26 protein-coding genes are annotated in these 21,297 nt (G+C 63.2%); 15 read left to right on the top strand and 11 right to left on the bottom strand.

Features of this window, described 5'->3' with window-relative positions; translation table 11 throughout:
• The first annotated feature begins 78 nt into the window (after positions 1–78).
• From ACYVJ8_RS03550 to ACYVJ8_RS03495, 12 genes are all read left to right on the top strand, one after another.
• Positions 79–573, top strand: a complete 495-nt coding sequence (locus ACYVJ8_RS03550) for a hypothetical protein (protein ID WP_460709504.1) — start codon at positions 79–81, stop codon at positions 571–573.
• Positions 574–637: 64 nt separating this feature from the next.
• Positions 638–1,009 (top strand): hypothetical protein, encoded by a 372-nt coding sequence (locus ACYVJ8_RS03545; protein ID WP_460709503.1) that lies wholly within the window; start codon positions 638–640, stop codon positions 1,007–1,009.
• A 563-nt stretch (positions 1,010–1,572) separates the two neighbouring features.
• Positions 1,573–2,037: a hypothetical protein gene (locus ACYVJ8_RS03540; protein WP_460709502.1), complete on the top strand. Its 465-nt coding sequence runs from the start codon at positions 1,573–1,575 to the stop codon at positions 2,035–2,037.
• 78 nt (positions 2,038–2,115) lie between these two features.
• Entirely contained in the window at positions 2,116–2,478 is a 363-nt protein-coding gene (locus ACYVJ8_RS03535) for a hypothetical protein (RefSeq protein ID WP_460709501.1), read from the top strand.
• Positions 2,479–2,532: 54 nt separating this feature from the next.
• Entirely contained in the window at positions 2,533–2,949 is a 417-nt protein-coding gene (locus ACYVJ8_RS03530; protein ID WP_460709500.1) for a hypothetical protein, read from the top strand.
• A 506-nt stretch (positions 2,950–3,455) separates the two neighbouring features.
• Entirely contained in the window at positions 3,456–3,914 is a 459-nt protein-coding gene (locus ACYVJ8_RS03525; RefSeq protein ID WP_460709499.1) for a GNAT family N-acetyltransferase, read from the top strand.
• Positions 3,915–3,986: 72 nt separating this feature from the next.
• Positions 3,987–4,424, top strand: a complete 438-nt coding sequence (locus ACYVJ8_RS03520; RefSeq protein ID WP_460709498.1) for a hypothetical protein — start codon at positions 3,987–3,989, stop codon at positions 4,422–4,424.
• Between the two features lie 79 nt (positions 4,425–4,503).
• Positions 4,504–4,794, top strand: coding sequence for a YciI family protein (locus ACYVJ8_RS03515; RefSeq protein ID WP_460709497.1), 291 nt, complete (start codon positions 4,504–4,506; stop codon positions 4,792–4,794).
• Positions 4,795–4,862: 68 nt separating this feature from the next.
• A complete protein-coding gene (locus ACYVJ8_RS03510; RefSeq protein ID WP_460709496.1) occupies positions 4,863–5,267 on the top strand; it encodes a hypothetical protein in 405 nt (134 codons plus the stop codon).
• A 60-nt stretch (positions 5,268–5,327) separates the two neighbouring features.
• Positions 5,328–5,783, top strand: coding sequence for a GNAT family N-acetyltransferase (locus tag ACYVJ8_RS03505; RefSeq protein ID WP_460709495.1), 456 nt, complete (start codon positions 5,328–5,330; stop codon positions 5,781–5,783).
• Between the two features lie 73 nt (positions 5,784–5,856).
• Positions 5,857–6,108 (top strand): DUF6868 family protein, encoded by a 252-nt coding sequence (locus ACYVJ8_RS03500; RefSeq protein ID WP_460709494.1) that lies wholly within the window; start codon positions 5,857–5,859, stop codon positions 6,106–6,108.
• Positions 6,109–6,592: 484 nt separating this feature from the next.
• On the top strand, positions 6,593–6,997 hold the full coding sequence (locus ACYVJ8_RS03495; RefSeq protein WP_460709493.1) for a hypothetical protein: 405 nt from the start codon (positions 6,593–6,595) through the stop codon (positions 6,995–6,997).
• A gap of 90 nt (positions 6,998–7,087) precedes the next feature.
• Here ACYVJ8_RS03495 and ACYVJ8_RS03490 read toward each other — a convergent pair whose 3' ends face one another.
• From ACYVJ8_RS03490 to ACYVJ8_RS03470, 5 genes are all read right to left on the bottom strand, one after another.
• Entirely contained in the window at positions 7,088–7,597 is a 510-nt protein-coding gene (locus tag ACYVJ8_RS03490; RefSeq protein WP_460709492.1) for a nuclear transport factor 2 family protein, read from the bottom strand.
• Between the two features lie 168 nt (positions 7,598–7,765).
• Positions 7,766–10,927 (bottom strand): efflux RND transporter permease subunit, encoded by a 3,162-nt coding sequence (locus tag ACYVJ8_RS03485; RefSeq protein ID WP_460709491.1) that lies wholly within the window; start codon positions 10,925–10,927, stop codon positions 7,766–7,768.
• Positions 10,924–12,393 (bottom strand): efflux RND transporter periplasmic adaptor subunit, encoded by a 1,470-nt coding sequence (locus tag ACYVJ8_RS03480; RefSeq protein WP_460709490.1) that lies wholly within the window; start codon positions 12,391–12,393, stop codon positions 10,924–10,926. The genes ACYVJ8_RS03485 and ACYVJ8_RS03480 overlap by 4 nt, the downstream gene beginning before the upstream one ends.
• A complete protein-coding gene (locus ACYVJ8_RS03475) occupies positions 12,390–13,634 on the bottom strand; it encodes a TolC family protein (protein WP_460711017.1) in 1,245 nt (414 codons plus the stop codon). Before ACYVJ8_RS03475 ends, ACYVJ8_RS03480 begins: the two co-directional genes overlap by 4 nt.
• Before the next feature lie 123 nt (positions 13,635–13,757).
• Positions 13,758–14,138, bottom strand: a complete 381-nt coding sequence (locus tag ACYVJ8_RS03470; RefSeq protein WP_460709489.1) for a hypothetical protein — start codon at positions 14,136–14,138, stop codon at positions 13,758–13,760.
• Positions 14,139–14,416: 278 nt separating this feature from the next.
• Between ACYVJ8_RS03470 and ACYVJ8_RS03465 the strand changes: the two genes are divergently transcribed.
• Positions 14,417–14,620, top strand: coding sequence for a GDCCVxC domain-containing (seleno)protein (locus tag ACYVJ8_RS03465; protein ID WP_460711015.1), 204 nt, complete (start codon positions 14,417–14,419; stop codon positions 14,618–14,620).
• Between the two features lie 12 nt (positions 14,621–14,632).
• Positions 14,633–15,157 (top strand): ankyrin repeat domain-containing protein, encoded by a 525-nt coding sequence (locus ACYVJ8_RS03460; RefSeq protein WP_460709488.1) that lies wholly within the window; start codon positions 14,633–14,635, stop codon positions 15,155–15,157.
• Between the two features lie 9 nt (positions 15,158–15,166).
• Here the strand turns inward: ACYVJ8_RS03460 and ACYVJ8_RS03455 are convergent, their stop codons facing one another.
• Positions 15,167–16,582, bottom strand: coding sequence for an FAD/NAD(P)-binding protein (locus tag ACYVJ8_RS03455; protein WP_460709487.1), 1,416 nt, complete (start codon positions 16,580–16,582; stop codon positions 15,167–15,169).
• A 197-nt stretch (positions 16,583–16,779) separates the two neighbouring features.
• Between ACYVJ8_RS03455 and ACYVJ8_RS03450 the strand changes: the two genes are divergently transcribed.
• Positions 16,780–17,898 carry an NADH:flavin oxidoreductase/NADH oxidase gene (locus tag ACYVJ8_RS03450; RefSeq protein WP_460709486.1) on the top strand — a complete coding sequence of 373 codons (1,119 nt, stop codon included), beginning with the start codon at positions 16,780–16,782 and terminating at the stop codon, positions 17,896–17,898.
• 177 nt (positions 17,899–18,075) lie between these two features.
• Here ACYVJ8_RS03450 and ACYVJ8_RS03445 read toward each other — a convergent pair whose 3' ends face one another.
• The 5 genes from ACYVJ8_RS03445 to ACYVJ8_RS03425 are packed head-to-tail and all read right to left on the bottom strand — an operon-like array spanning position 18,076 to position 21,287.
• Positions 18,076–18,456 (bottom strand): hypothetical protein, encoded by a 381-nt coding sequence (locus ACYVJ8_RS03445; RefSeq protein ID WP_460709485.1) that lies wholly within the window; start codon positions 18,454–18,456, stop codon positions 18,076–18,078.
• On the bottom strand, positions 18,453–19,904 hold the full coding sequence (locus ACYVJ8_RS03440; protein ID WP_460709484.1) for a radical SAM protein: 1,452 nt from the start codon (positions 19,902–19,904) through the stop codon (positions 18,453–18,455). The genes ACYVJ8_RS03445 and ACYVJ8_RS03440 overlap by 4 nt, the downstream gene beginning before the upstream one ends.
• On the bottom strand, positions 19,901–20,638 hold the full coding sequence (locus ACYVJ8_RS03435; RefSeq protein ID WP_460709483.1) for a prolipoprotein diacylglyceryl transferase: 738 nt from the start codon (positions 20,636–20,638) through the stop codon (positions 19,901–19,903). The genes ACYVJ8_RS03440 and ACYVJ8_RS03435 overlap by 4 nt, the downstream gene beginning before the upstream one ends.
• Complete coding sequence (locus ACYVJ8_RS03430; protein ID WP_460711014.1) at positions 20,635–21,063, bottom strand: hypothetical protein; 429 nt, start codon at positions 21,061–21,063, stop codon at positions 20,635–20,637. Before ACYVJ8_RS03430 ends, ACYVJ8_RS03435 begins: the two co-directional genes overlap by 4 nt.
• Positions 21,064–21,086: 23 nt before the next feature.
• Positions 21,087–21,287 (bottom strand): PspC domain-containing protein, encoded by a 201-nt coding sequence (locus tag ACYVJ8_RS03425; RefSeq protein WP_460709482.1) that lies wholly within the window; start codon positions 21,285–21,287, stop codon positions 21,087–21,089.
• Positions 21,288–21,297 lie beyond the last annotated feature (10 nt).

Genomic DNA, 21,297 nt, shown 5'->3' with positions numbered 1-21,297 from the left:
ATCAAGTAGCAGCAACGACCTGACAATTCACTCAGGCCGAAGCCGCTTTGCAGCTCGGCGTAGTTCAGGCGTTAGACCATGAGACCAATTGGCACCCTCCTCCTGGCCCTCTTACTCGCAAGCCCCGTCGCGCTCGCCGGCGACGGTCCTGCCCCAACGGCAAAGAGCCTTCTTTCCCGCATTGCCAAAGATGGCGGCCGCAAGGTTCTCTGGGATCTGTGGGAGCACGAGAAGGACTTTGGCCGCATGCTGGCCGGCATTGAGTCAGGCGACGCTGCATGGCTTCAGGTAGCAACTGCACTACACCCGTTCGCAGACGCTGGGGCGGCACTGTCACTCGACTACGCCGTTGCCCTGGCGCTGCCCAAAGCCCCGAGCAGGGTATTGGCGCTGGTGGGGCACGGATTTGCTGTGGATGACATTTGCACCTCGCCGTTCATTGAGCCAGAGCCGGGCATTGCCGAAGCCTATGAGCGGGAAGCACTCGCCGCACTTTCAACGGTCAAGGCTCCAGCACTCGCGCCTGTTGCGGCAGAGTGCTCCAAACGGGTCCGCCTGCCGGATGGGACCTAACAACTCATTCAAGCCGAAGCCGCGTCGCGGCTCGGCTTGGTTCACGCGTTAGAACGCATAGATCGTGCATCGGTTGATCAAAGCACTGTTTTGGATCTCAGACGTCCTTGCTTGGCTGCTACTTGCCATTTCTGCTGTCGTCACCGTCACGTACCCAGTCGCTGGTCCGGTTTGGGCGCGGATGGATCACCAGCAAATCGCCGTCACCTCAATCGTCGCCACCTGCCTTCTGTGGTTTTCCGTTGCACTCGGGGCCTACCTCATTACACGGCGGCACGCGCTGGGCATCCTGCTGATTACGGTTCCCGTGTTCGTAGCGGCTGAAGACTGGCTGGCCGGCTTAGCTCTGGCTGCCGTCATGGCATTAGTATTCGGCCTTCCGTTTCTGCTTGTTCTTTTTCGGGTGCGTCCTGGGGTACCAGGGACTGCGCCCTAACAATTCATTCAAGCCGAAGCCGCTTCGCGGCTCGGCTAAGTTCAGGCGTTAGGGGGCTTGATGACACACCACTGGCTGATCGCAGCAATAGCCCTAGTCGCTTCAGGCAGCACTGCAGCGTCGTGCGTTGTCGAGCCCTTAGAGCCACAGCTGCGAGCTGCACAAGTTGTGTACGTTGGCACTGTCGTAGAGTCGGCGCTGGCAATTCCCGCGACCGGGCTGAAAGATGGCAGTCGCTTGGATATCAGGCACACCGTCCAGCCGCAACGAGTGCTCAAGGGCGACCCAGACGCTGTGCCTGTCGTCGTCTCAGGCACCGTGTATTCGGACCCCGCATCTAATCACTCTTGGGAGCTTGCGGAGGCTGTGCAAGTATCTCCCGGAGATTCCATACTCGTCGTAGGGGAAGCCCAGGCACCGACACGTTTGGGCCTGTGCACACCATCGCGCCGCTGGGACTCCAAGGCCTCCGATGCCGTACGCACAGTTTTCGGACACGCTCCCTAACAATTCATTCAAGCCGAAACCGCTTTGCGGATCGGCCTAGTCAGGCGTTAGTCCGCATGAAATTTCCAGTACTTCTGGTAAGTGCCATTCTGTTCTGCTCGACCGCTTCGGCTTGCGAACCAGCCCTTGAAGGAGGCTGGCGTTCCGACGGCGACAGAACCATGGCCTTTGCCCGCGACAACGCAAAGCTTCAGCCACAGCAAGAGTCTTTCTTGACCGCGCTCATGGGGCACATGACCATGGAGTTTGGTGACGGGAAAGTAGAGCTCCGCTTTCCTGACTTGCAGGTTCCGGTTAAGGGCGAGCTCAAGCCATTTGCTGGCTTCGAGGAGAAAGGCTCTTACGACGTTCTTTTCTGCAATGACCGCATGGCCGTCATTCGCTCAACCCTAGACAACGGCGAGGACGACGTTGGGATTTACTATTTCGTTGGTCCCGATGAAATGTGGACGTACTTGGGCAGCAATAAGCCGGCAGTGCCGGACTTGCACTTGCGCGAGTACTTTAGGCGTACCCACTAGGGCCAACAATTCATCCAAGCCGAAGCCGCCTCGCGGCTCGGAACAATTCAGGTATTAGCTCTGAAGGGGAAGAGCACCGTGAGTCCAAAATCCTTTGTCTTGGCGGCCGCAGCCGTTCTATCGCTCGCCGCTGGTGCGATTGCCCAGTACTTCTATCCATATGCGCAGAGCAGCCCAGTCGATGTCTGCTTCACTATTCTGGGTGTAGCCCTCATTTTCGCCTGGTATCGGCTAGATACCACTCAGATTGGATATCGCCGCAGCCCTTGGTTGAACGCAGCGGTGATTGCGATCGCTATTGTTGGCCTTCCCTACTATTTCTTCCGCTCCCGCGGCCTAAAGCGCGGGCTTGTTGCGACTGGCTTGTTCTTACTCACAATCGTGTCGTCGGGCTTCCTAACTGCCCTGGGTAGCGCCGCCGTGTACCGGCTGCAGAGCTAACAATTCATCAAGCCGAAGCCGCTTCGCGGCTCGGCTTAATTCAGGCGCTAGGCCATGAGCACTACCGCAAATCTAGAGTGTCTGGCACAGCTTCTCGAGGCGGAGATGCCGCACGCCGCCTTTCAGCGTCGTGTAGGACCTGATGGGCCTGAGCTTGTCATTCGCTCACCATCTGACCAAGTAGGAGAGCTCGTCATAACTGACGACGGCGACGAGCTGACCGTGTGCATCGGCACGTTTACTCATAGCCATTGGGGCTGCTTCGACAGCACGCTGCCAGCCGAGCAACGGCCCGAGCAGGTGGCCAAGCCCGTCCTTGAGTTCATTAGCGCAATCTTGTCAGACAGGATCGAGTTCTTTGGCGCAAGCACGGGTGGCGGCTCCCGCCCTGTCGGCAAGCCGCGGGGCTGGCTGTCAAGGCTCATGTTCGGCTCTACTACATATCGTTGGTCCGGCCCGGTTTCCGGGTGAGCGCTGACAATTCACTCTCCAACCTTGGTCGCAGATACAGGCGTTGGGCACCATGGGGACTCCCTCTATTAATCCTGGCAATCTCTACGCCCCGCCGCGGTCGCAATCTGCCAAGGCTTTGCCTACGCCATCACTGAGGTGGCGCTTCTGGTTAACCTGCTTCGGCGCCGCGATTGTGCTGCCTGCACTGTTCTACAGTCTTAGCCCATCGGCTTGGCTCGGCACTTCTCTCGCCGTCTTGGCGTGGGCGCTGGCCGCGTACTGGATACTCATCCCATACCTTAGGCTTCGAGACCGCGCTGAGGCGCTGGATCTAACCTACATTGTCTGCATCGTGATCGGGGTTCCGCCCTGCACCGGATTAGCATTCATCCTGCTATTTGTTGCAATGGCAGTGATGGCGTTCTTCTTCGCCTCGGTCTTGTAGGGGGCTGGGATACCGCCTGACCATTCATTCAAGCCGAAGCCGCTTCGCGGCTCGGCATAATTCAAGCGTTGGGCCTCGCATGAACGACATCACGATCCGTGAGATTCAAGAGAACGACCACGCTGAGTGGCAGCGGCTTTGGGCGGGATATAACGCCTTCTATGGCCGGTCCGGCCCCACTGCTCTGCCAGCTGCCGTCGTGGAGACCACCTGGCAGCGCTTCTTCGATCCGTCGGAGCCCGTGCATGCGCTCGTGGCAGAAGCTGATGGCAAGCTCGTAGGCCTCGCGCACTATCTGTTCCATCGCAGCACGATTCAAATCCAGCCCTCGTGCTATCTGCAGGATCTGTATACCTCGGAAGAGTCGCGAGGTACCGGCGTCGGCCGCAAGTTGATTTTGGCGGTGTACGATCGCGCCTTGGCTGCGGGCTCGCCTAGGGTTTACTGGCAAACGCACGAGACCAACAGTGTTGCCATGCAGTTGTACGACAAGGTGGCCGAGCGCTCCGGCTTCATCGTTTACCGCAAGCTGCTTTAGCCGGCAGAGGGCGAGGCCGTACCGCGGGCGAGTCCCGGCATAATTCAGGCATCAGCACTCATGGGGGACTTCATGCGCCTTTTTGCAGCAATCGCCTTGGCGATCTTGCTCTCTTCCTGCTCGACCACGCCAACCAATTCCCAAGGCTGGATTGAACCGCTTGACGCGATCCGCGCGGCCAATGACGACCCGGATCATGGTGTCCGTGGCGAGTTCATCATCACCGTCAAAGCGCTGGATTCCTACAAGGACCGGTCGTTCTTGAACCCGGAGCAAGACTACCGAGACCAAAGAAATCTCACCATCAAGATGCCGACCGCAATGGTTCCGGACCTGGAACATCGCTTGGGCGTCAAGTTTCAAGAGCTCAAGAACCGCAGGCTGGTTGTCCTCGGCGTTGCCAAGCGCACCCGCATCGATTTCATCAGTGACGGTCGCCCGACGGGAAAGTACTACTTTCAAACCCACGTCCTGGTTGAGAGCCCCACTCAGATACGGTTTGCGGACTGAGCGCCAATAGTTCATTCGAGCCGAAGCCGCCTCGCGGCTCGGTTCAACTCAGGCTTTAGGCCACAAAAGAGAATTCCTCATGTTCGTTGTTCTGTTGACCTACACCCAGCCTTTGGCGGCAGTGGACGCACTGGTTCCTGAGCATCGCGAGTTTTTGCAACGTATGTATCAGGCGGGTACGTTTCTGCTTTCCGGCCGTAAAGAGCCGCGCGATGGCGGGGTCATTCTGGCCAATGCGGCGTCAGCTCAGGAGTTGAAGTCAGTTCTCGCCCAAGATCCGTTCCACGTCCACGGCGTGGCTAGCTACCAAGTCATCGAGTTTCTTCCATCCATGGCAGCGCCGGCGTTGCAGTCGCTGGTTTCGGCCTAAAATTCATTCATGCCCAAGCCGCTTCGCGGCTCGGCTAAATTCAGGCGTTAGCTGCTCGGGGGGAGCACATGGATCCAAAGCTCAAAGAGCTCGTTGGCCGTACCAATCTCGGGGAACTGATTCACCATAGCGCGCCCGAGGTCGATCTGAACCAGCCCGTAGACACCGTCGCGCCACCTAAAGCCGATGTGGCGCGATCTACCACAGACCCTCTTCAGATCAACTTCGCTACTGCCGACATCGCAGGCAAACTGCAGGATTCTCGAACCGGGAAAGGTGTAAAGGCATTTGCGTTGATCTTTCTCGGCGGCCCCATGACGATCTTCGGGCTTGGACTCATATTCATGGCATGGTCCAGCCCCACGACAAGTGCTGTTAGCGCCTACTTCTCGACCCTAATAGGCTTGGCTATAGCTGGATTCTGGCCATATGTCGTGTTCGCCAATCGTCGCAAGCAGTCGCGAAACAGCTGACGATTCATTCAAGCCGAGTCGCTTCGCGGCTCGGCTCAATTCAGGCCGAAGCTGCCACCGATGACAGTCCTAGTCCGCCAAGCACGAGAAACAGATGCTTCTGCCATCTGCGCCCTGCTGCGCACTGTGGTGCCTCTAATCCTTCCCGACCCGACGGCACCTGAGGCCGCATCCTTTCTAGCGAGCTTTGAGGCGCCAGCCGTCGCGGAACGCCTCGCTGCCCCGAATTACATCCATTTGATTGCGGAGAGCGGCCGCGATCTGCGTGGCTATATTGCGCTCCGGGATGGCCAGCACCTCTACCACTTGTTCGTGCGGCCCGAGTTTCATGGGCAAGGTATCAGCCGCCTGCTCTGGCAACACCTTCTTCAAGTCGCCGCCCCACGGGCGCTTACGGTAAATTCGTCCTTGCTTGCCGTTCCGGTCTACCGCAGCTTCGGCTTTGTTCCCAACGGTGAGCCGCAACTCCATTGCTGTCCACCTTACGTGCCCATGCTGTACGCAGGTGGCAGCTAGCGAGTCATTAGAGCCGAAGCCACTTCACGGCTTCACTTAATTCAGGTGTGAGCTTCTATCAAGGAGACGCGACATGACTTCCGAGTTCGTTCGCCAATTTCTTCTGTGGTCGCTAGTCACCAACTACGCAATTCTGCTCACTTGGTTCCTCGTCTTTCGCTTTGCTCGTGGCTGGCTTCGAAAGCTGCACGGGAAATGGTTCAACCTGTCGGATAGCGCATTCGACTCCATTCATTACGGCGGCATGGCGGTTTACAAGATCGGCATCCTGCTTTTCAATTTGGCGCCGCTCGTCGCAATATGTCTCACGGGCAATAAACAATGACCGATGCAAACCCCTATAGCCCGCCAGCCTCGCCAATAGCGGAAGCACCGCCACTGCCCCCTACTCCCCAGCGAGCGGCCAAGCCAAACATATTCAGTCGTTGCTGGCGCGGCACGGCCCGCCTATGGCAGGCCTATTGGCTGATAGGGATCGCCGGTCAAATCGCGTTCCTTGCAGCAGCGGCCGCTCTGGCGGTCGCTTGGTCCAGCGTGCTTTCCTCCTCTTCGCTCGGTTCGATTGCGCTGCTGGTACTGCTGCCCCTCTATTTGGGCTACCTGGTCTTCGCGTGGATCTGCATCTGGAGATGCGCGCACAACGTAGAGAACCCCGCATGGGGTGGGCTGGCCCGGGTTTCAGTAGGGTTTTCTGCGCTAAGCACAGCGATGAAGGCTTTCAGCGTTGCTCAAGCATCCGGGCTTTTAGGCTGACAATTCATCCAACCGGTAGTCGCTCGCGGCTCCGCCTAAACCAGGCGTCAACCCTTATGAAGAACATCGTGATTTTCATGCTGGCGCTTATCTGCAGTACGGCCCAAGCCGCGCAGGTGGGACTGCGCCGGGACCGACCGCTAACATGCCCCAAAGAAGTCCGTTCTACCGGGACACTCCTGATTGGTCTTGGCCCTCGGCACGGTAGCGAGCTGGCCATTGTCAGAAAGAGCGATGGTGCTCGTTTCGTCCTCGTCGCAAAGGACAAGATTCTCGACATGCCGTCTCCAGACTTCAAAAAGACCGTCCTATTTCAGTACTACGTCGATGCGGAGGTCGAGGCTACTGACGGCATTCGGCAGAAGATCTTCAACGCCCCTGGCGAGTTCCAAGTTATCGTGTCTGACGATGTAATGGCTGACAAAGGCGGACACCGGTGCACATTTCGGTTCACCGAATGACCTAAGACCTGAGGGCTAGCCGATGCGCTCATTGCTTTTAGCCGACTACTCGCTGGAAGCCTTCGGCGGACGCTTACTCAGTGGACCTTTTCACTGGATGGGCTGCCTCTCCATCAAGGTATCCGCATGGCGATGAACCACCCGCCAGCCTTCCGGCTCACGCCTGAAAATCGTGGTGACTCGGTAGTCCCGCTTGGCGTCCTCGGCCTGCCCGGAACGCCGGTAACGGATATGTTCGTACTGCACTATGTAGGCGAAGTCGCCGCTCGCCGTGGCCTGGACCTGCTCGATCGCTTTGGTTCCCTTGGTATCCAGGAATTGCGAGCTTGCCCAGCCAAGTCTGGCACTGACCTCTTTCCACCCTTTCGCGGTCGGACCGCCTGCTGCGCCGGATAGCGTCACATCGTCCGCGTGCGACCACAGGGCTCTGACCGCATCGGGTTGGCCGTTGTAGAACTGTGTCGCTGCCCCCGCATACTTGGCGAGCATGGCTTCCAGGTCGGCGTCATGAATCGGCTGTGCTGATTTATCGGCGGCTTGACTCACCTGGGATGCGATCACAAGCAGCGCGACCGACATTGCAGTCAGGAATGCTTTCACGGGCGATCTCCCGTTGTGGTGCGAATGAAGGGATTGCCGATGGGGCCTATGGCTGCAAACGACCTTCGATCGTGGTTTCGGTCACACATGACTAAGTGGGTCTTGGGCTGAGACCATCCCGCTAACTCAGCTAGGGCGCGGCGCCATGCCGCGCCCGGTCGTGTCGGCCTATCGACGGGACGGATGGGTGCGCGCCTGCCGCGATCGCGTAAGTCGGCGTCGCTGCAGCAACCGGTAGGCCGCCGGAATCACCACCATTGATAGCAACGGCGCGCTAAGCATGCCGCCTACCATCGGCGCGGCAATGCGTTGCATGACTTCCGAGCCGGCGCCGGTACCGATCAGGATCGGGAGCAGACCCGCCAGGATCACGGCCACGGTCATGGCCTTCGGTCGCACGCGTTGCACGGCGCCTTCGCGGATGGCGAAGTCCAGTTCGTCTTCGCCGGCATCGGGATTGATGGCGAGCTGTCGCTCCCAGGCGTGGCGCAGGTACAGGAGCATGATGATGCCAAACTCGGCGGCGACGCCGGCCAAAGCGATGAACCCGATCAGGGTCGCGACCGACACGGCGTGCCCCATCGCCCAGATCAGCCAGAGGCCGCCCACCAACGCGAGTGGCAGGCTGAGCATGATGATGGCGGCCTCAGAGGCGCGTCGGAACACCAGGTAGATCAGGCCGAAAATGATCATTAGGGTTGCCGGCACCACGATACGTAGACGCTCGCTGGCGCGCTTGAGGTACTCGTACTGTCCCGACCAGCTCACGGCGTAGCCGGCTGGCATCGGTACTTGCCTGGCGACCGCACGTTGCAGGTCGGCCACCACCGATCCCAGATCGCGGCCGGCCACGTCGACGTACACGTAGTTGGTCAAACGGGCGTTGTCGCTACGCAGCATCGGCGGGCCTTCGGTAACCCCAATCTCCGCCACCTGCCCCAGCGTCAGTTGCATGCCATTGGGCGCGAGCAGCGGGACCTGCGTGAGCGCCGCCGACGAATCGCGCACCGTGCGCGGATAGCGCACCACCACCGGATAACGCTCGCGGCCCTGGATGGTTTCCGCGACCGGCTCGCCGCCGATTACCGTGGCGATCAGGCGTTGTACTTCGGCCTGGCTCAACCCGTAGCGCGCCGCGACGTCGGGCTTCACCTTCACGTCGAGGTAGCGCCCTCCGGTGATGCGTTCGGCCAGTGCCGAGCTCACGCCGGGCACGGTGCGCGCGACCTGTTCGATGCGGTCGCTAAGTTGCGCCAGCACCGCGATGTCCGACCCGCTCACCTTGATGCCGATCGGACTCTTGATGCCCGTCGCCAGCATGTCGATGCGGTTTCGAATCGGCGGCACGAACAGGTTCGTCAGGCCCGGCACCTTGACCGCGCGATCGAGCTCCTCGCGCAGCTTCTCGGGCGTCATGCCCGGTCGCCATTGGCTGCGCGGCTTGAACGTTATCGTGGTCTCGAACATCTCCAACGGCGCGGGATCGGTCGCGGTCTCAGCGCGGCCCGCCTTGCCGAAGACGTGATCCACTTCGGGCACCGTCTTGAGCATGCGGTCAGTCAGCTGCAGCAACTGGCTCGCCTTGCCGGCCGACAGGCCGGGCAGCGCCGAGGGCATGTACAGCAGAGTCCCCTCCTCCAGGGGTGGCATGAACTCGCTGCCCAGGCGCAGCAGCGGCATCACGCTCAACAGCAGCAACACGCCGGCCAGCGCCAGCGTTGCCCCCGGGAAGCGCAGCACTGCATCCAGTACGGGGCGATAGAGCGCGATCAGGGCGCGGTTGAGCGGATTGTCTTTTTCGGCGCGAATGTGGCCGCGGATCAGGTAGCCCATCAGCACCGGGATCAGCGTGATCGCCAAACCGGCCGCGGCCGCCATCGCGTAGGTTTTGGTGTAGGCCAGAGGCGAGAACAACCTGCCTTCCTGCGCCTGCAACGCGAACACCGGTACGAACGACAGCGTTATGACCAACAGGCTGACGAACAACGCCGGGCCGACTTCACTCGCGGAATCCGCCATCAGTTGCCAGCGCTCGCCGGCGTCCGGTTCCCGGCTGCGTTCCTCGCGGAACTGCTCCAGGTGCTTGTGCGCGTTCTCGATCATCACCACGGCCGCATCGACCATGGCGCCGATGGCGATTGCGATCCCGCCCAGCGACAGCAGGTTCGCGGTCATGCCCTGGTAGTGCATCACGGTGAACGCGGCGAGCACGCCCAGGGGCAAGGTGATCACCGCGACCAGCGAGGAACGCACGTGCCACAGGAACAGTGCGCACACCAGTGCAACGACGAGGAACTCTTCGCCCAACTTGCGGGTGAGGTTGTGCACGGCTTCGAGGATGAGTTCGGAGCGGTCGTAGGTCGGCACGATCTCCACGCCAGGCGGCAGGCTCGCCTTCAGATCCGCCAGCTTGGCTTTTACCGCCTCGATCGCGGCCAGGGCGCTCTTGCCCGAGCGCAGGATTATCACGCCGCCGGCAACTTCTCCCTCTCCGTCCAGCTCTGTGATCCCGCGCCGCAAAGTGGGGCCGCGCTGCACGGACGCAACGTCCTGCAGCAGGACCGGCACGCCGTCGGCGCCGGTAGCGACCGGTACACGCTCAAAGTCGCCGCGCGAACGCAGGTAGCCCTCGCTACGTACGATGAACTCGGCTTCGCCCTGTTCGATTACCGAACCGCCGGTGGCGCCGTTGGCCGCTTGAATGGCCGCGGTCAGCTGGTTGATGGTGATGCCGCGGGCGGCTAACGCCTGCGGATCCGGTGTGATCTGCCAGGCTTGCACCATGCCGCCAACGCTCGCGACTTCGGCCACGTCGGGCACGGTCTTGAGGTCGTAGCGCAAGAACCAGTCCTGCAGGGCGCGCAATTGCCCCAGGTCATGCCGACCGGTGCGATCGACCAACGCGTACTCGTAGATCCAGCCCAGGCCCGTAGCATCCGGCCCGATCGCCGGACTGACTTGCGCCGGCAAGCGATCGCGCACCTGACTCAGGTACTCGAGCACGCGCGAGCGCGCCCAGTACAAGTCGGTCTTGTCGTCGAACAGCACGTAGACGAACGAGTCGCCGAAGAACGAGAAGCCGCGCACCGCCTTGACGCCCGGCACCGACAGCATCGTCGTGGTCAGCGGATAGGTGACTTGGTCCTCGACGATGCGTGGTGTCTGTCCGGGCCATTCGGTGCGGATGATGACCTGGGTGTCGGAGAGGTCGGGCAAGGCGTCGAGCGGTGTGTGCGCCACCGACCAGAGGCCCAGCACGGCGAGCGCGATCGCGGCGACCAGCACGAACAGCCGATTGGCGATCGAGGCGCGGATGATGCCGGCGATCATGGCTTCGCCTCCGCGGTGGGCACGTCGCGGATAGTGCAATCCGTACCCGCCTCCGGCGCGAACTTCGGTACCAGCGCCATGTCCATGTAGGGCGACTTGCCTGGCTTGTCGAAGTGCTGGTCCGGCATCATCGGGTCGTACCAATAGAGGACCGGGCATGTCCGCGCTGCGGCGCGGGGCGCAGCCGGCGGTGCCATTTCGGGCATGCCAGGCATGACCTCGCTGGGCATCTGTGCCGCTTCATCGGGAGCCGTCGTCTGGGCACCTGCATTGAGACGTTCGAGCGCTCCTGAAAGGTTGGCTTCCGAGTCGATCAGGAACTGTCCCGAGGCCACGATGCGCTCGCCGCCTCTCAGCCCGGCGAGAATTTCCGTCATGCCCTCGCTGCTGCGCCCGGTCTCCACGCGCACGGGCCGGAAGGTGTTGTCGGCGCTGAGCACGATCACTCGCGCCTGTGTTCCGGCGCCGATCAATGCATCCGTTGGGACCAGGGGACGTTCGATCCCGGCCGCGGGTTTCAAAATGACCTGCGCGAACATGCCTGGCGCGAGCGCACCGGCCGGGTTCTCCAGCACAATGCGTGCCCGCTGTGTACGACTGGTCATGTCGACCTGCGGAAGCAATGTTTCGACGCGACCGTGAAATGTTTCGCCCGGCACTGCGTCGACGGTCGCGACCACCGGCGTTCCCGCCTTGATGCCTGCGACACCCGCTTGCGGAATGGCCGCTTCGAGCCAGACCGTGCGAGTGCCGTTGATGCGGAACAGCAGCGTGCCCATCGCTGCGGACTGTCCTTCGCGCGCACCGATCTCGCTGACCACGCCGGTCACCGGCGACGTCAACGTGACGCGGTCGCCACGCGTACCGCTCCCCGCGGGCAGTCCCAACGCCCGCAGGCGTTCGTGAGCGGCCGATTGCAAGTCACGCGCCGCCGCGGAGTGCGCGCCACCCAAGGCGCGTGCTTCCGCGATGGCGGTGTTCCAACTTGGCGCGATGAGGCTGGCCAATGGTTGTCCGGCGCGCACCGGCTCGAACGGGGCGCGCACGTGCAGATGTTCGACGATGGCATCGACGCGAGCACTCACGATGCGTTCCTGACGCAAATCCCAAGCGATCGTGCCGGGCACGCGGATCGCGCTTTGCAGCTGGCCGCGCTTTACTTCGACCGTACGAATGCCCAAGTTCTGCCGCACGCCGGGTGCAATCGCAACGCCGCCAGCGCTCGCCTCATCGGCGTACTTCGGCACCATCTGCATGTCCATGAAGGGCGATTTGCCCGGTTTGTCGAAGTGCTGGCCTGGCACCATCGGGTCGTACCAGTACAGAACCTTGCGGTCGCCGGAAGCCGCGCCTGCAGTGGTGGACGCGCTATCGCGCGAGCGTCCCAATAAGTAGCCGAGGCCAGCGGCGCCCAGCAGTGCAACCAGCACCGCGGCAATCACGATGAAACGATGGGAGCGGGTCATGGCTGTGCCTCCGTCGGCAGCAGGAAGGCCAATGCGGCCCAGGCGCGCCCCAGTTCGCCGAGGTGCTCGGCGTGGGCGAGATGGACATCGAGTTCGTCGCGACGGGCGTTGAGCCACGGCTGCAAGTCGCCGCCGGCGCGGTAGGCGGCAAGCGTCGTCATGCTGCGATCCTGCGCGAGCGGCAGCAGCGAGTCTTCATGCAACGCGACTTGCCGCTTCAACCCTTCCCATCGGGCAAGATCGGCGCGGATGCGCGCAGCTTCCTGACGGCGCAGGTCTTCGCGGCTGGCGAGCGCGGCTTGATAGTCGGCCTCACGCGCGGCAACGCCGCGGTCCTGCCGGTTGCGCGTGAACAACGGCAGACCGATGCCGACCTCGAACAGGAGCATGTCGCTGCGCTCGCCCGAACGCTGGCCGTACGAGGCGCCCACGGTCCAATCCGGGCGCTTGTCGGCGCGGGCTATGTCTATAGCGGCCGCAGCCGTTTCGACCTGCGCGGTAGCCGGCAGCAAAGGTGCCAACCGATCGACCGCGGCGAGCAGTTCGGCTTCCGACACCGGCAACGCGTTGAAGTTGGGCGCGGTATCGCTGACCTCGACCGCGGCATCGCCAAGCCAACGCGCCAGGCCGGCTTGCGCGGCCTTCTTCTCTGCACGCGCCGCTTCGATGCGGTTATCCAACTCCAACAGCGCGGCCTGGGTGGCCAGTGCATCGCTTATCGCTTCGCCGCCGCTGCCCATGCGGACCTTGGACACATTGGCGGCCAATGCCGCCTGTTCCCGCAGCTTTTGCAGCGCCGTCAATTCGCGCTGCGCCGCCCACACGGCGATCCATGCTTCGGCGACGGCGCGGCGCACGCTAAGCCCTTCGGCCTCGGCCTGCGCCTTCGCCTCATCGATCTGGCGGGCCGCGAAGGATCGACGTGCCGAGCGCTTCGCCCGCGACGGAATTTCCTGCCGCAAGCCGATCTTCTTCATGGTCATGTCGTCGACGCGTGTATCGAAAGCGTCGCTGCCGGTGACCGGCAGGTTGTCGATGCCGACGGTGAGCATCGGGTCGGGCAAGGCGCCGGCGCGCGCCGCTTCTTCCTGCGCCGCCGAGATGCCGGCACGACGTGCTTCCAGCATCGGGGCACGTTCACCGGCGAGGCGCACGGCCTCGGGCAACGTGAAAATGGGGGACGCGGCCCAGGCCGCAAGCGGCGCCACTAAGACGGCGACGCACAAAGTCCGGGCCAGCATGCGCATGTAAGCGCGCCGGGACCGGCAACGATCAGAACGGGAGTTCATGACACCTCCGAAACGGACATGGCAACGCGCACGGCACATCGGCGCCGGCGCGAATTCGCTACGTCGTTTCGGGGGCTAGATCAGAAGACTGCAAAAACGCAGCCGTGGAGGCGGATCGGATTGCGCGATCGGCACGTCGGACTGAACGGCGACGTGGGAGATCGGCTGCACGTACACCGGCGCGAGGATGAGCGCCGGCAGGGCCAAGGGCGGAACCGTCAGCTTGACCACGTCGACTGCGACCGAATGGTCCGGGCTGCAATGCTTCTGGCACAGGGCCGGATTGTCCTGCTTCTGCGCCATACCCATCTCGGCGCAGTGCTCGGACATCGCCTTGGTTTCGGCGGGCATCTGCTCCATCGGACACAGGTACGCGGCCAACGCCGCCTGCTGGAACAGCAGGCAGATGATCACCAGGGTGGCGATCTGCAGGCGGTGGCGGGTGCGCCGGGTCATGGGACGGGATGGTACTCCTGGAATTGGCGGCGTATGAAATTCCCGGCCGCCGCATATCGCCTTGGAGCAGGCGCCGGACGAGGAAGTTCCGAACGTTGGGTACGGGCCGTACTATGCCCCCATGCTCAGCGCCTCAGCCAAATCACCATTGACCGCCATCGTGGGGGCCAGCCTCGCCAACCTGACCGCATTGGATGCCTGGCGCCTCTGGTTCAGCCTGGCCACGCTGGCGTGCGACGCGGGGTTCCCAGCAAGAGCGAGGGCGAACGGTGGCTGAGTTGCAACTGCAGAGCATCCTGACCTGCCCGCAATGCGGGCATCAGAGTACGGAGACCATGCCGACAACGGCTTGTCAGTTCTTCTACGAGTGCACTGGCTGCGGTGCGGTGCTGCATCCGAAGCAGGGAGACTGCTGCGTCTTCTGCTCTTACGGCACGGTTGCTTGTCCTCCCATCCAACAACAGAAACCTTGTTGCGGATAGGGATCAGCACTCATGTCACTGCAAACGCAAAGACCCTTGGCAGCCGCGTTCGACTGCATCGCCGATGGCTCGATCGAGAAGACAAAGCAGATCCTTGTCGCCCATCCGGAGCTCGTCAACGCTCACACCTTCTTTGCGGGCGGGACCCTGCTCCACTACGCTGCCGCCAAATCAAGCGCAGAAATGATCGAGCTGCTGGTCGATCTCGGCTTCCATGTCAATTTGCCAGGCAAAACCTTTCAAGACTCCGCACTTCATTCGGCGTGTTGCAACGGCCGCTTGGAAAATGTCGTAGCACTACTTCGCCTCGGGGCGTCCATAGAGCAGAAGGCCTCGTACAACGATCCGGTATTTGGCGCGGTAATTGGCAAGCGCCCGGATATCGTCGAGATTCTTTTCCGCGCCGGCGCTGACCTTGCGCAGCGCTACACCCTGGAGAGCGGCGACAACGTTGATTCGTACGAGTTCGCCGTTCTCAAGGGTGCGCACGAATGCGCAGAAACGATCGCAAAGCTTTCCGGCAGGCTAGTTCATTGACGCGAAGGCCTACCCATTCATTCGCCACGCCCGCTGCGGGTACCTCATCAGGTTGCCCTGCTCGCCATGGGCCGAGAATCCTCCTTCGTGGAGCAGGCTGCGCGCGATCTGGTTCACCGCCACCCGCAGTTCCGCTACCGCGGTGATCTCCCACAGCCCTGAACGCAGCAGCGGGCCGACCGCATAGAGTCCTTCGACGGGCTGTCCGGCGCGATCGACGACATTGAAGTGCTCGGTGGTCTGCAGTCCCAGGCCCAGCGGATCGGCGGCGAGCAGACCCGCTTCGCGCAGGTTGGAGATCAGTGGGTCGGGCGTGCGTTCGACGTCGGTATCCAGGCCGGTTGCGCGGATCAGTACGTCGTAGCGCTCGACACTGACTTCGCTGCGACCGCGTTCGCGAATGGAGACGGCGATGGCGCCATCGCGCCGGCGTGCGCGGAGCAGGCGCCCTGCGCTGACGCGCAGTTGCCCGCTGTGGAGCAGGGTCTCGATTTCCTCCGCTACCGCGGGCGCGATGCGATGGCGGACGCGTTCCCAGTAAGGCCGCACATGGCGGAGAAAGCGGGCGCGGTCGGGCATGGGCAGGCCGCGCCAGAAGTCCTGCAGATACGGCCGCACCGCGTCCACCAGGCTGCGCCAGTCGGGCACGACCTGGGCGAGACTTCTCAGCTTGCTGAGCAAAAGACGCAGGTCGCGTTGATTGAGCGCATGCAGGATGGCGGGCGGCAGCGAGATCGGCGGGGACGGCTCTTCGCTATGTGCGCACGGGAGCAGGCCATGGCGCGAAAGCGCGTGAATCGGCCCGGTATGGCCGCGTCTGCGCAAGGTGACCACGACATCCGCCATGGTCAGCCCCGTGCCGACGATGAGGACGCTGGCCTCGGTGTCGATTCGATCGATCGCGCCCTCGCGCCAGGGCCACGCCACGTAGCTGGGATGCACCGTCAGCGCAGGACCCACGCCCGCCAGCGCCTGCGGCGGTAAGGCGCCGATCGCCAGTACGACCTGATCGCTCAACTGCGCGCCGCCATCGGCGAAATGCAGACGGAAGCCGCGATCGAGACGCTCGACCGCGATGACCTCCTGTTCGACGCAGGCCAGCGTGGCTTCGGTCAATTCGGAGGCGGCGGCCAGGCGCGCACGCAGGTACTCGCCGTAAGCCAGCCGCGGCAGGAAGCGATCCCGCGCCGCGGACGTGAGACAAAGCCAGTCGGCGAAGTCGCCGGGGATCTCGGCCTTCAGTCCGAGTTGGCGCGCACGCACATTGAGCAGATGTTCGGGCCGGGCATCGCCGTAGGCGACGCCGCGGGCGAAATTGCCGTTGATACCGACCAGACAGATATCCACTTGCGGCTTGGCATTGCGTGCCAGTTCGATGGCGAGGGCGCTGCCGCAGAATCCAGCACCGATGATGGTGATGCGCATGTAAGGCCTCCGTTGCGATGCGGGGCCATTAGATCGGCGCGGATTCGAAATGGGGTAAACAGAGAGTTATCCGGCAATGTCGGCTTGGCAGTTCGACATGCCCGCGGAGCATGAGCAGGCGTGAAGAATTTCGTGATGCAACATTGCCAAGGAGACGGTCGAAGCGGTTCAATCGCTGCTCTTGAGGAGAGTCCGTCGTGGCCCAGCCAGCCCTCTTTGCGCCGATCAACATCGGCCAGCTCCAGTTAGCCAATCGCATCGTCATTGCACCGATGTGCCAGTACTCCGCGGAGGACGGGTGCATGAACGACTGGCATCTGATCCATCTGGGACAACTCGCACTGTCGGGAGCGGCGCTGCTGACGATCGAGGCGACAGCGGTCGTCCCGGAAGGCCGGATCAGCTATGCCGACGTCGGGCTATGGAACGACCAGACGCAGGCCGCGTTGGGTCGCACCCTCGATGGCATTCGCCGATGGTCGGACATGCCCATCGCCATCCAGTTGAGCCACGCGGGCCGGAAGGCTTCGGTCGAGGTTCCGTGGAAGGGCGGCGAACAATTCGCTCCGCACAGCGCGCTGGGATGGCAGACGGTCGCGCCCTCCCCTATTCCCTACAAGGACGGGCAAGCGGCGCCGAATGCCTTGAGCCGCCAGGACCTGCGCGACATCAGGGACGCCTTTGCGCGCGCCGCCGTGCGTGCCGCGAACGTGGGCGTCGATGCGATCCAGCTGCATGCCGCGCACGGCTATCTGCTGCATCAATTCCTTTCGCCGCTGTCCAACGCACGCGAAGACGAGTACGGAGGTTCGCTGGAAAACCGGATGCGCTTCCCGCTCGAGGTTTTCGCTGCGGTGAGGGATGCGTTCCCCGCGGAACGAGCCGTGTCCGTGCGCGTTTCGGGAACCGACTGGGTCGACGGCGGCTGGGACCTGCCGCAAACGCTCGCCTTCGCCCAACAGCTGGAGCAGCACGGGTGCAGCGTCATCCACGTGTCCAGCGGTGGCCTGCATCCTGCGCAGGCGATTCCCGTCGGGCCGAGTTACCAGGTTCCGTTGGCGCGTGCGGTGAAGAGCGCCGTCAAGATCCCAGTCGTCGCGGTGGGATTGATCACGAGTTATGAGCAAGCCGAAGCCATCATCGGCAACGGCGACGCTGACATGGTCGCGCTCGCCCGCACCATTCTGTACGACCCTCGCTGGCCCTGGCACGCCGCGGCGCATCTGGGAGCGACGGTCAAAGCGCCGGATCAGTACCTTCGGTGCCAGCCGCAGAGGTACCGGCATCTGTTTAGCCATCAGGCCCGCCAGACATAGAGAAGGCCCAGTCTTCGAGGTTTGATCCTCTACTCGGCTGAGCCTTCCGTGCCGGAGTTATTACAGCGAGTTTTCAGGCTCGTCGCTTGTTCTCCGACGCCTGCGAGGTTAGCGCGACGGTTGTTATTGCAGGATCAAGACAGCCGTGTCGCGTGCGGTAGCACCCGATACGGCCATTCAGCCAGCAAACCGGCCGGCGCCCATGATGCCCAGGCAGGCGGCGACGAGGAGCAGCACCAGCGCGATACCGCTGGCCCAGGCGAGCACGACGCCCAGCACCGCCCTCCACTCTCGACGGCGGGCGAAATACGCCATCAGCGCCAGGGTCGGCGCAAACAGCAGTACCAGCCAAAGCACGCCTTCGAGGAAGCCGCCCCCCATCGAGCCGCCCATCGAAATGAAGCGGGAAAACAGCGGGAACGCTACGCCCGTCCACAGGAAGGTGAATGCGATCGCAGCCCAGCCCCAGCCGAAGCCGCGCCATAGCGGACTGCGCGCCGGCCGCGCGATGCCGCCATTGCTTGGGCGGGAGGCCGGCGGTTCGTAGGGCGAATTCATGCGTCGACCTCGGCGGTGTCCGGTTGCGCCTGCGCAGGCGCGGGGCGGATTTCGTCGCGCAAGCGCTGCAGGCGCTGCGCCTGTTCGTCGCGATAGAACAGGTTGTAGGTGTCGAATGGGATGATGCGACCGTCGGGCTGGGCGATATGCACGCAGCTCTTCTTCACCGCACGCAGGTCGAAACTGTGCGCGTCGATGAACTGCATGATCAGCACGCGGAACACGTTGCGGTAGGTCCAGTCCTGCGGCGCCTGCACCTGCGGAAGGCAGCACAACAGATCGGACAGCGAACAGGCCTGCGATTCGGGCGAGTGGTTGGTGGCGAACAACTCGAACACCTTGGCCCGCAGGCCTTCGTCGCGTTCCACGACTATGGTGTTGCGTCCGGCCTCGACCAGCGTCTTCGGACTGACGAAGCGCGTGAGCGGCACCACGTCGTTGCCGAGTTTGAGCGCATAAGCCATCGCCAGGCAGTCTGGATTGCACGGCACCGGGATCAGGTCGTCGGGCGTGAAGCGCGGCGTCTGTTCGAGGATGCGGCGACGTACTTCGCTCAAGGTCAGGCGGTGTTTCGCCGGATCGAAATTCTCATTGCGCCCGGCGTCCTGGATCGGCTGGAAGGTCACCCCGCGCACGCAAGGCTGCTGCAGGGCGAAGTCGATGATCTCGCCGAGTTCGCCGTCGTTGAGTCCCTTCTTGACGGTGACCACCAGGGTGGTCGAAATGTCGTGGCGGTTGAGGTGTTCCAATGCGCGCAAACGGATGTCGCGCAGGCGCGCCCCGCGCAGTTCCTGGTGCACCTCGTCGCGCAGCGAGTCGAACTGCAGGTACAGCTCGAACCCGGGCTGGTATTGCGCCAGCCTCGCGGCGAACTCGGGCTCCTTGGCGATGCGCAGGCCGTTGGTGTTGACCATCAGGTGGCGGATCGGCCGGCGCCGCGCGGCGTCGAGTACTTCGAAGAACTGCGGATGCAGCGTCGGCTCGCCGCCCGAGAGTTGCACCACGTCGGGTTCGCCTTCGTTGGCGACCACGGCATCGAGCATGCGTTCGATCGTGGCGAGGTCGCGGAAGCCGCTGCGGTGCGGGCCGGAACCGGCATAGCACACGGGGCACTTGAGATTGCAGTGGTCGGTGAGCTCGACCAGGGTGAGGCAGCTGTGCTGCATGTGCTCCGGGCACAGCCCGCAGTCATAGGGGCAGCCCCAGTGCTGCGGCGTGTTGAAGCGCAACGGCATCTCCGGCGCCTTGATGAACACTTCGCGCGCCTTGCGGTAGTACGCGGCATCGTCGGCGATCAGCACGCGCTCGCGGCCGTGCTCGGGGCACCACTTCTCCAGGAAGACGTCGTCGCCCTTGATCAGGATCTTCGCTTCCACGCGGCGCAGGCAGGTCGCGCAGATCGACACCGCGCTGTCGTAGAACAGATACGGCCGCACCTTCCCTGTCATCGCAGCATCGCCCTCCCCAGGCGCGGAATGTCGCGAGCGTAATACAGCAGGCCGGCCAGGCACAGCAGCTGCAGGCCCGATACCAGGCCCAGGTAGGCGGTCGGCATCGGCTTGAGGAAATCCAGCAGCAGTCGGAATGTCAGGTACGACGCGAGGAACAGGCGGAAGGCATCGCCTTCCCGCACGAAGCGATCGCGACCGCGCCACAGCACGGCGCCCAGCACGGCCAGGAAGAGGATTTCGTACAGCGGCGCCGGATGCCGCGGCACGCCGTCGCCGAAATCGACACCCCAGGGCAGCGCGGTCGGTGCGCCCGCGGTGCCGTCAGACAATGCCGTCAGCAGGCAGCCGATGCGTCCGATCAGCATCGCCAACAGCAGCGCGGGCCACATCAGATCGCCGGTCGAGCGCTGCACGCCAGCCACGCGCTTGCCGGTTTCCACGCCCACCAGCCCACCCAGAAGCGCGCCGACGATGGACTTGCCGCCGAGCAGTGCGCGCCAGTCGGGAAACTGCGCGAATGCCGTGCCGGGATCGTAGAGCCAATACGCGATTTTCGAACCCAGCGCGGCGCCCATGGCCGCGAACACGATCACGATCAGATTGCGGTCGCGATCGGCGAGCGCATAACCCGGCGCGCGTCGCCGCAAGGCCAGATAGAAACGGAAGCCGACCGTATAGGCCAGCACCTCGAACACCCAGTGCACCCACGCGGGCTGCTGGAAGAGATTCACGCCCAGGGCCACCAGCCGCGGCCGGTCTGCGCGTAGCGATCGGCGGCGCGTTCGAAGCGGTTGCGCGCGCTGATGCCGCCGCAGGCCAGGTACAGCGGGAGAAACAACAGGCCCAGCGCCATGTACTGGTAGACATGCGCGCGTTCGTGATCGGCGAGGACGATCGGGGCTTCCTCGCGATGCCCCGCGCGATGCGCATAGGTCACGCAGGTCGAATCCAATGTGTAGCCCGTATGCAGGATCACGTTGCCCAAGGTGAGCGCGCCGCCCGGCCCCCAGGGCCAGTGGTGGAACACGATCGCCAGATCGCGCGGGCGCCAATGCGCGTGTGCGCCGAAGGCGAGGCCTGCCGTGCCGGCGACCAGCCCCAGGACCGTATTGGGCAGCGCCCACACCGCACCGAGCACGAGCACGGCGCCGCGCAGAACGTTCGCCGGTAACGCTGGGCTCAAGTGCCCTCTTCCGGGATCAGCAGCCAGAGGATCAGGTAAACGATGATGCCGGGGAACGCGGCGGACACCACCGACAACAGCACGTACAGCACGCGCACCAGCGTCGAGTTCCAGCCGAAGCGCTGGGCGATGCCGCCCATCACTCCGGCGAGCATGCGGTCGTGCCGCGAGCGGGACAGCGTGCGTGGAGCGTTCATGGATCCCTCC

The sequence above is a fragment of the Lysobacter terrae genome (genome assembly GCF_054782215.1).
Note: the sequence above shows the minus strand (reverse complement) of the source record. Positions and strands in the feature narration are given on the sequence as shown.

Excerpts from the sequence above, each read along its gene's own strand:
- ACYVJ8_RS03440 (WP_460709484.1), bottom strand. The coding sequence starts at position 19,904 with ATGACAGGGAAGGTGCGGCCGTATCTGTTCTACGACAGCGCGGTGTCG.
- ACYVJ8_RS03445 (WP_460709485.1), bottom strand. The coding sequence starts at position 18,456 with ATGAATTCGCCCTACGAACCGCCGGCCTCCCGCCCAAGCAATGGCGGC.
- ACYVJ8_RS03550 (WP_460709504.1), top strand. The coding sequence starts at position 79 with ATGAGACCAATTGGCACCCTCCTCCTGGCCCTCTTACTCGCAAGCCCC.
- ACYVJ8_RS03510 (WP_460709496.1), top strand. The coding sequence starts at position 4,863 with ATGGATCCAAAGCTCAAAGAGCTCGTTGGCCGTACCAATCTCGGGGAA.
- ACYVJ8_RS03425 (WP_460709482.1), bottom strand. The coding sequence starts at position 21,287 with ATGAACGCTCCACGCACGCTGTCCCGCTCGCGGCACGACCGCATGCTC.
- ACYVJ8_RS03500 (WP_460709494.1), top strand. The coding sequence starts at position 5,857 with ATGACTTCCGAGTTCGTTCGCCAATTTCTTCTGTGGTCGCTAGTCACC.
- ACYVJ8_RS03525 (WP_460709499.1), top strand. The coding sequence starts at position 3,456 with ATGAACGACATCACGATCCGTGAGATTCAAGAGAACGACCACGCTGAG.
- ACYVJ8_RS03455 (WP_460709487.1), bottom strand. The coding sequence starts at position 16,582 with ATGCGCATCACCATCATCGGTGCTGGATTCTGCGGCAGCGCCCTCGCC.
- ACYVJ8_RS03520 (WP_460709498.1), top strand. The coding sequence starts at position 3,987 with ATGCGCCTTTTTGCAGCAATCGCCTTGGCGATCTTGCTCTCTTCCTGC.
- ACYVJ8_RS03505 (WP_460709495.1), top strand. The coding sequence starts at position 5,328 with ATGACAGTCCTAGTCCGCCAAGCACGAGAAACAGATGCTTCTGCCATC.
- ACYVJ8_RS03530 (WP_460709500.1), top strand. The coding sequence starts at position 2,533 with ATGAGCACTACCGCAAATCTAGAGTGTCTGGCACAGCTTCTCGAGGCG.
- ACYVJ8_RS03460 (WP_460709488.1), top strand. The coding sequence starts at position 14,633 with ATGTCACTGCAAACGCAAAGACCCTTGGCAGCCGCGTTCGACTGCATC.
- ACYVJ8_RS03475 (WP_460711017.1), bottom strand. The coding sequence starts at position 13,634 with ATGCTGGCCCGGACTTTGTGCGTCGCCGTCTTAGTGGCGCCGCTTGCG.
- ACYVJ8_RS03495 (WP_460709493.1), top strand. The coding sequence starts at position 6,593 with ATGAAGAACATCGTGATTTTCATGCTGGCGCTTATCTGCAGTACGGCC.
- ACYVJ8_RS03515 (WP_460709497.1), top strand. The coding sequence starts at position 4,504 with ATGTTCGTTGTTCTGTTGACCTACACCCAGCCTTTGGCGGCAGTGGAC.
- ACYVJ8_RS03485 (WP_460709491.1), bottom strand. The coding sequence starts at position 10,927 with ATGATCGCCGGCATCATCCGCGCCTCGATCGCCAATCGGCTGTTCGTG.
- ACYVJ8_RS03540 (WP_460709502.1), top strand. The coding sequence starts at position 1,573 with ATGAAATTTCCAGTACTTCTGGTAAGTGCCATTCTGTTCTGCTCGACC.
- ACYVJ8_RS03480 (WP_460709490.1), bottom strand. The coding sequence starts at position 12,393 with ATGACCCGCTCCCATCGTTTCATCGTGATTGCCGCGGTGCTGGTTGCA.
- ACYVJ8_RS03470 (WP_460709489.1), bottom strand. The coding sequence starts at position 14,138 with ATGACCCGGCGCACCCGCCACCGCCTGCAGATCGCCACCCTGGTGATC.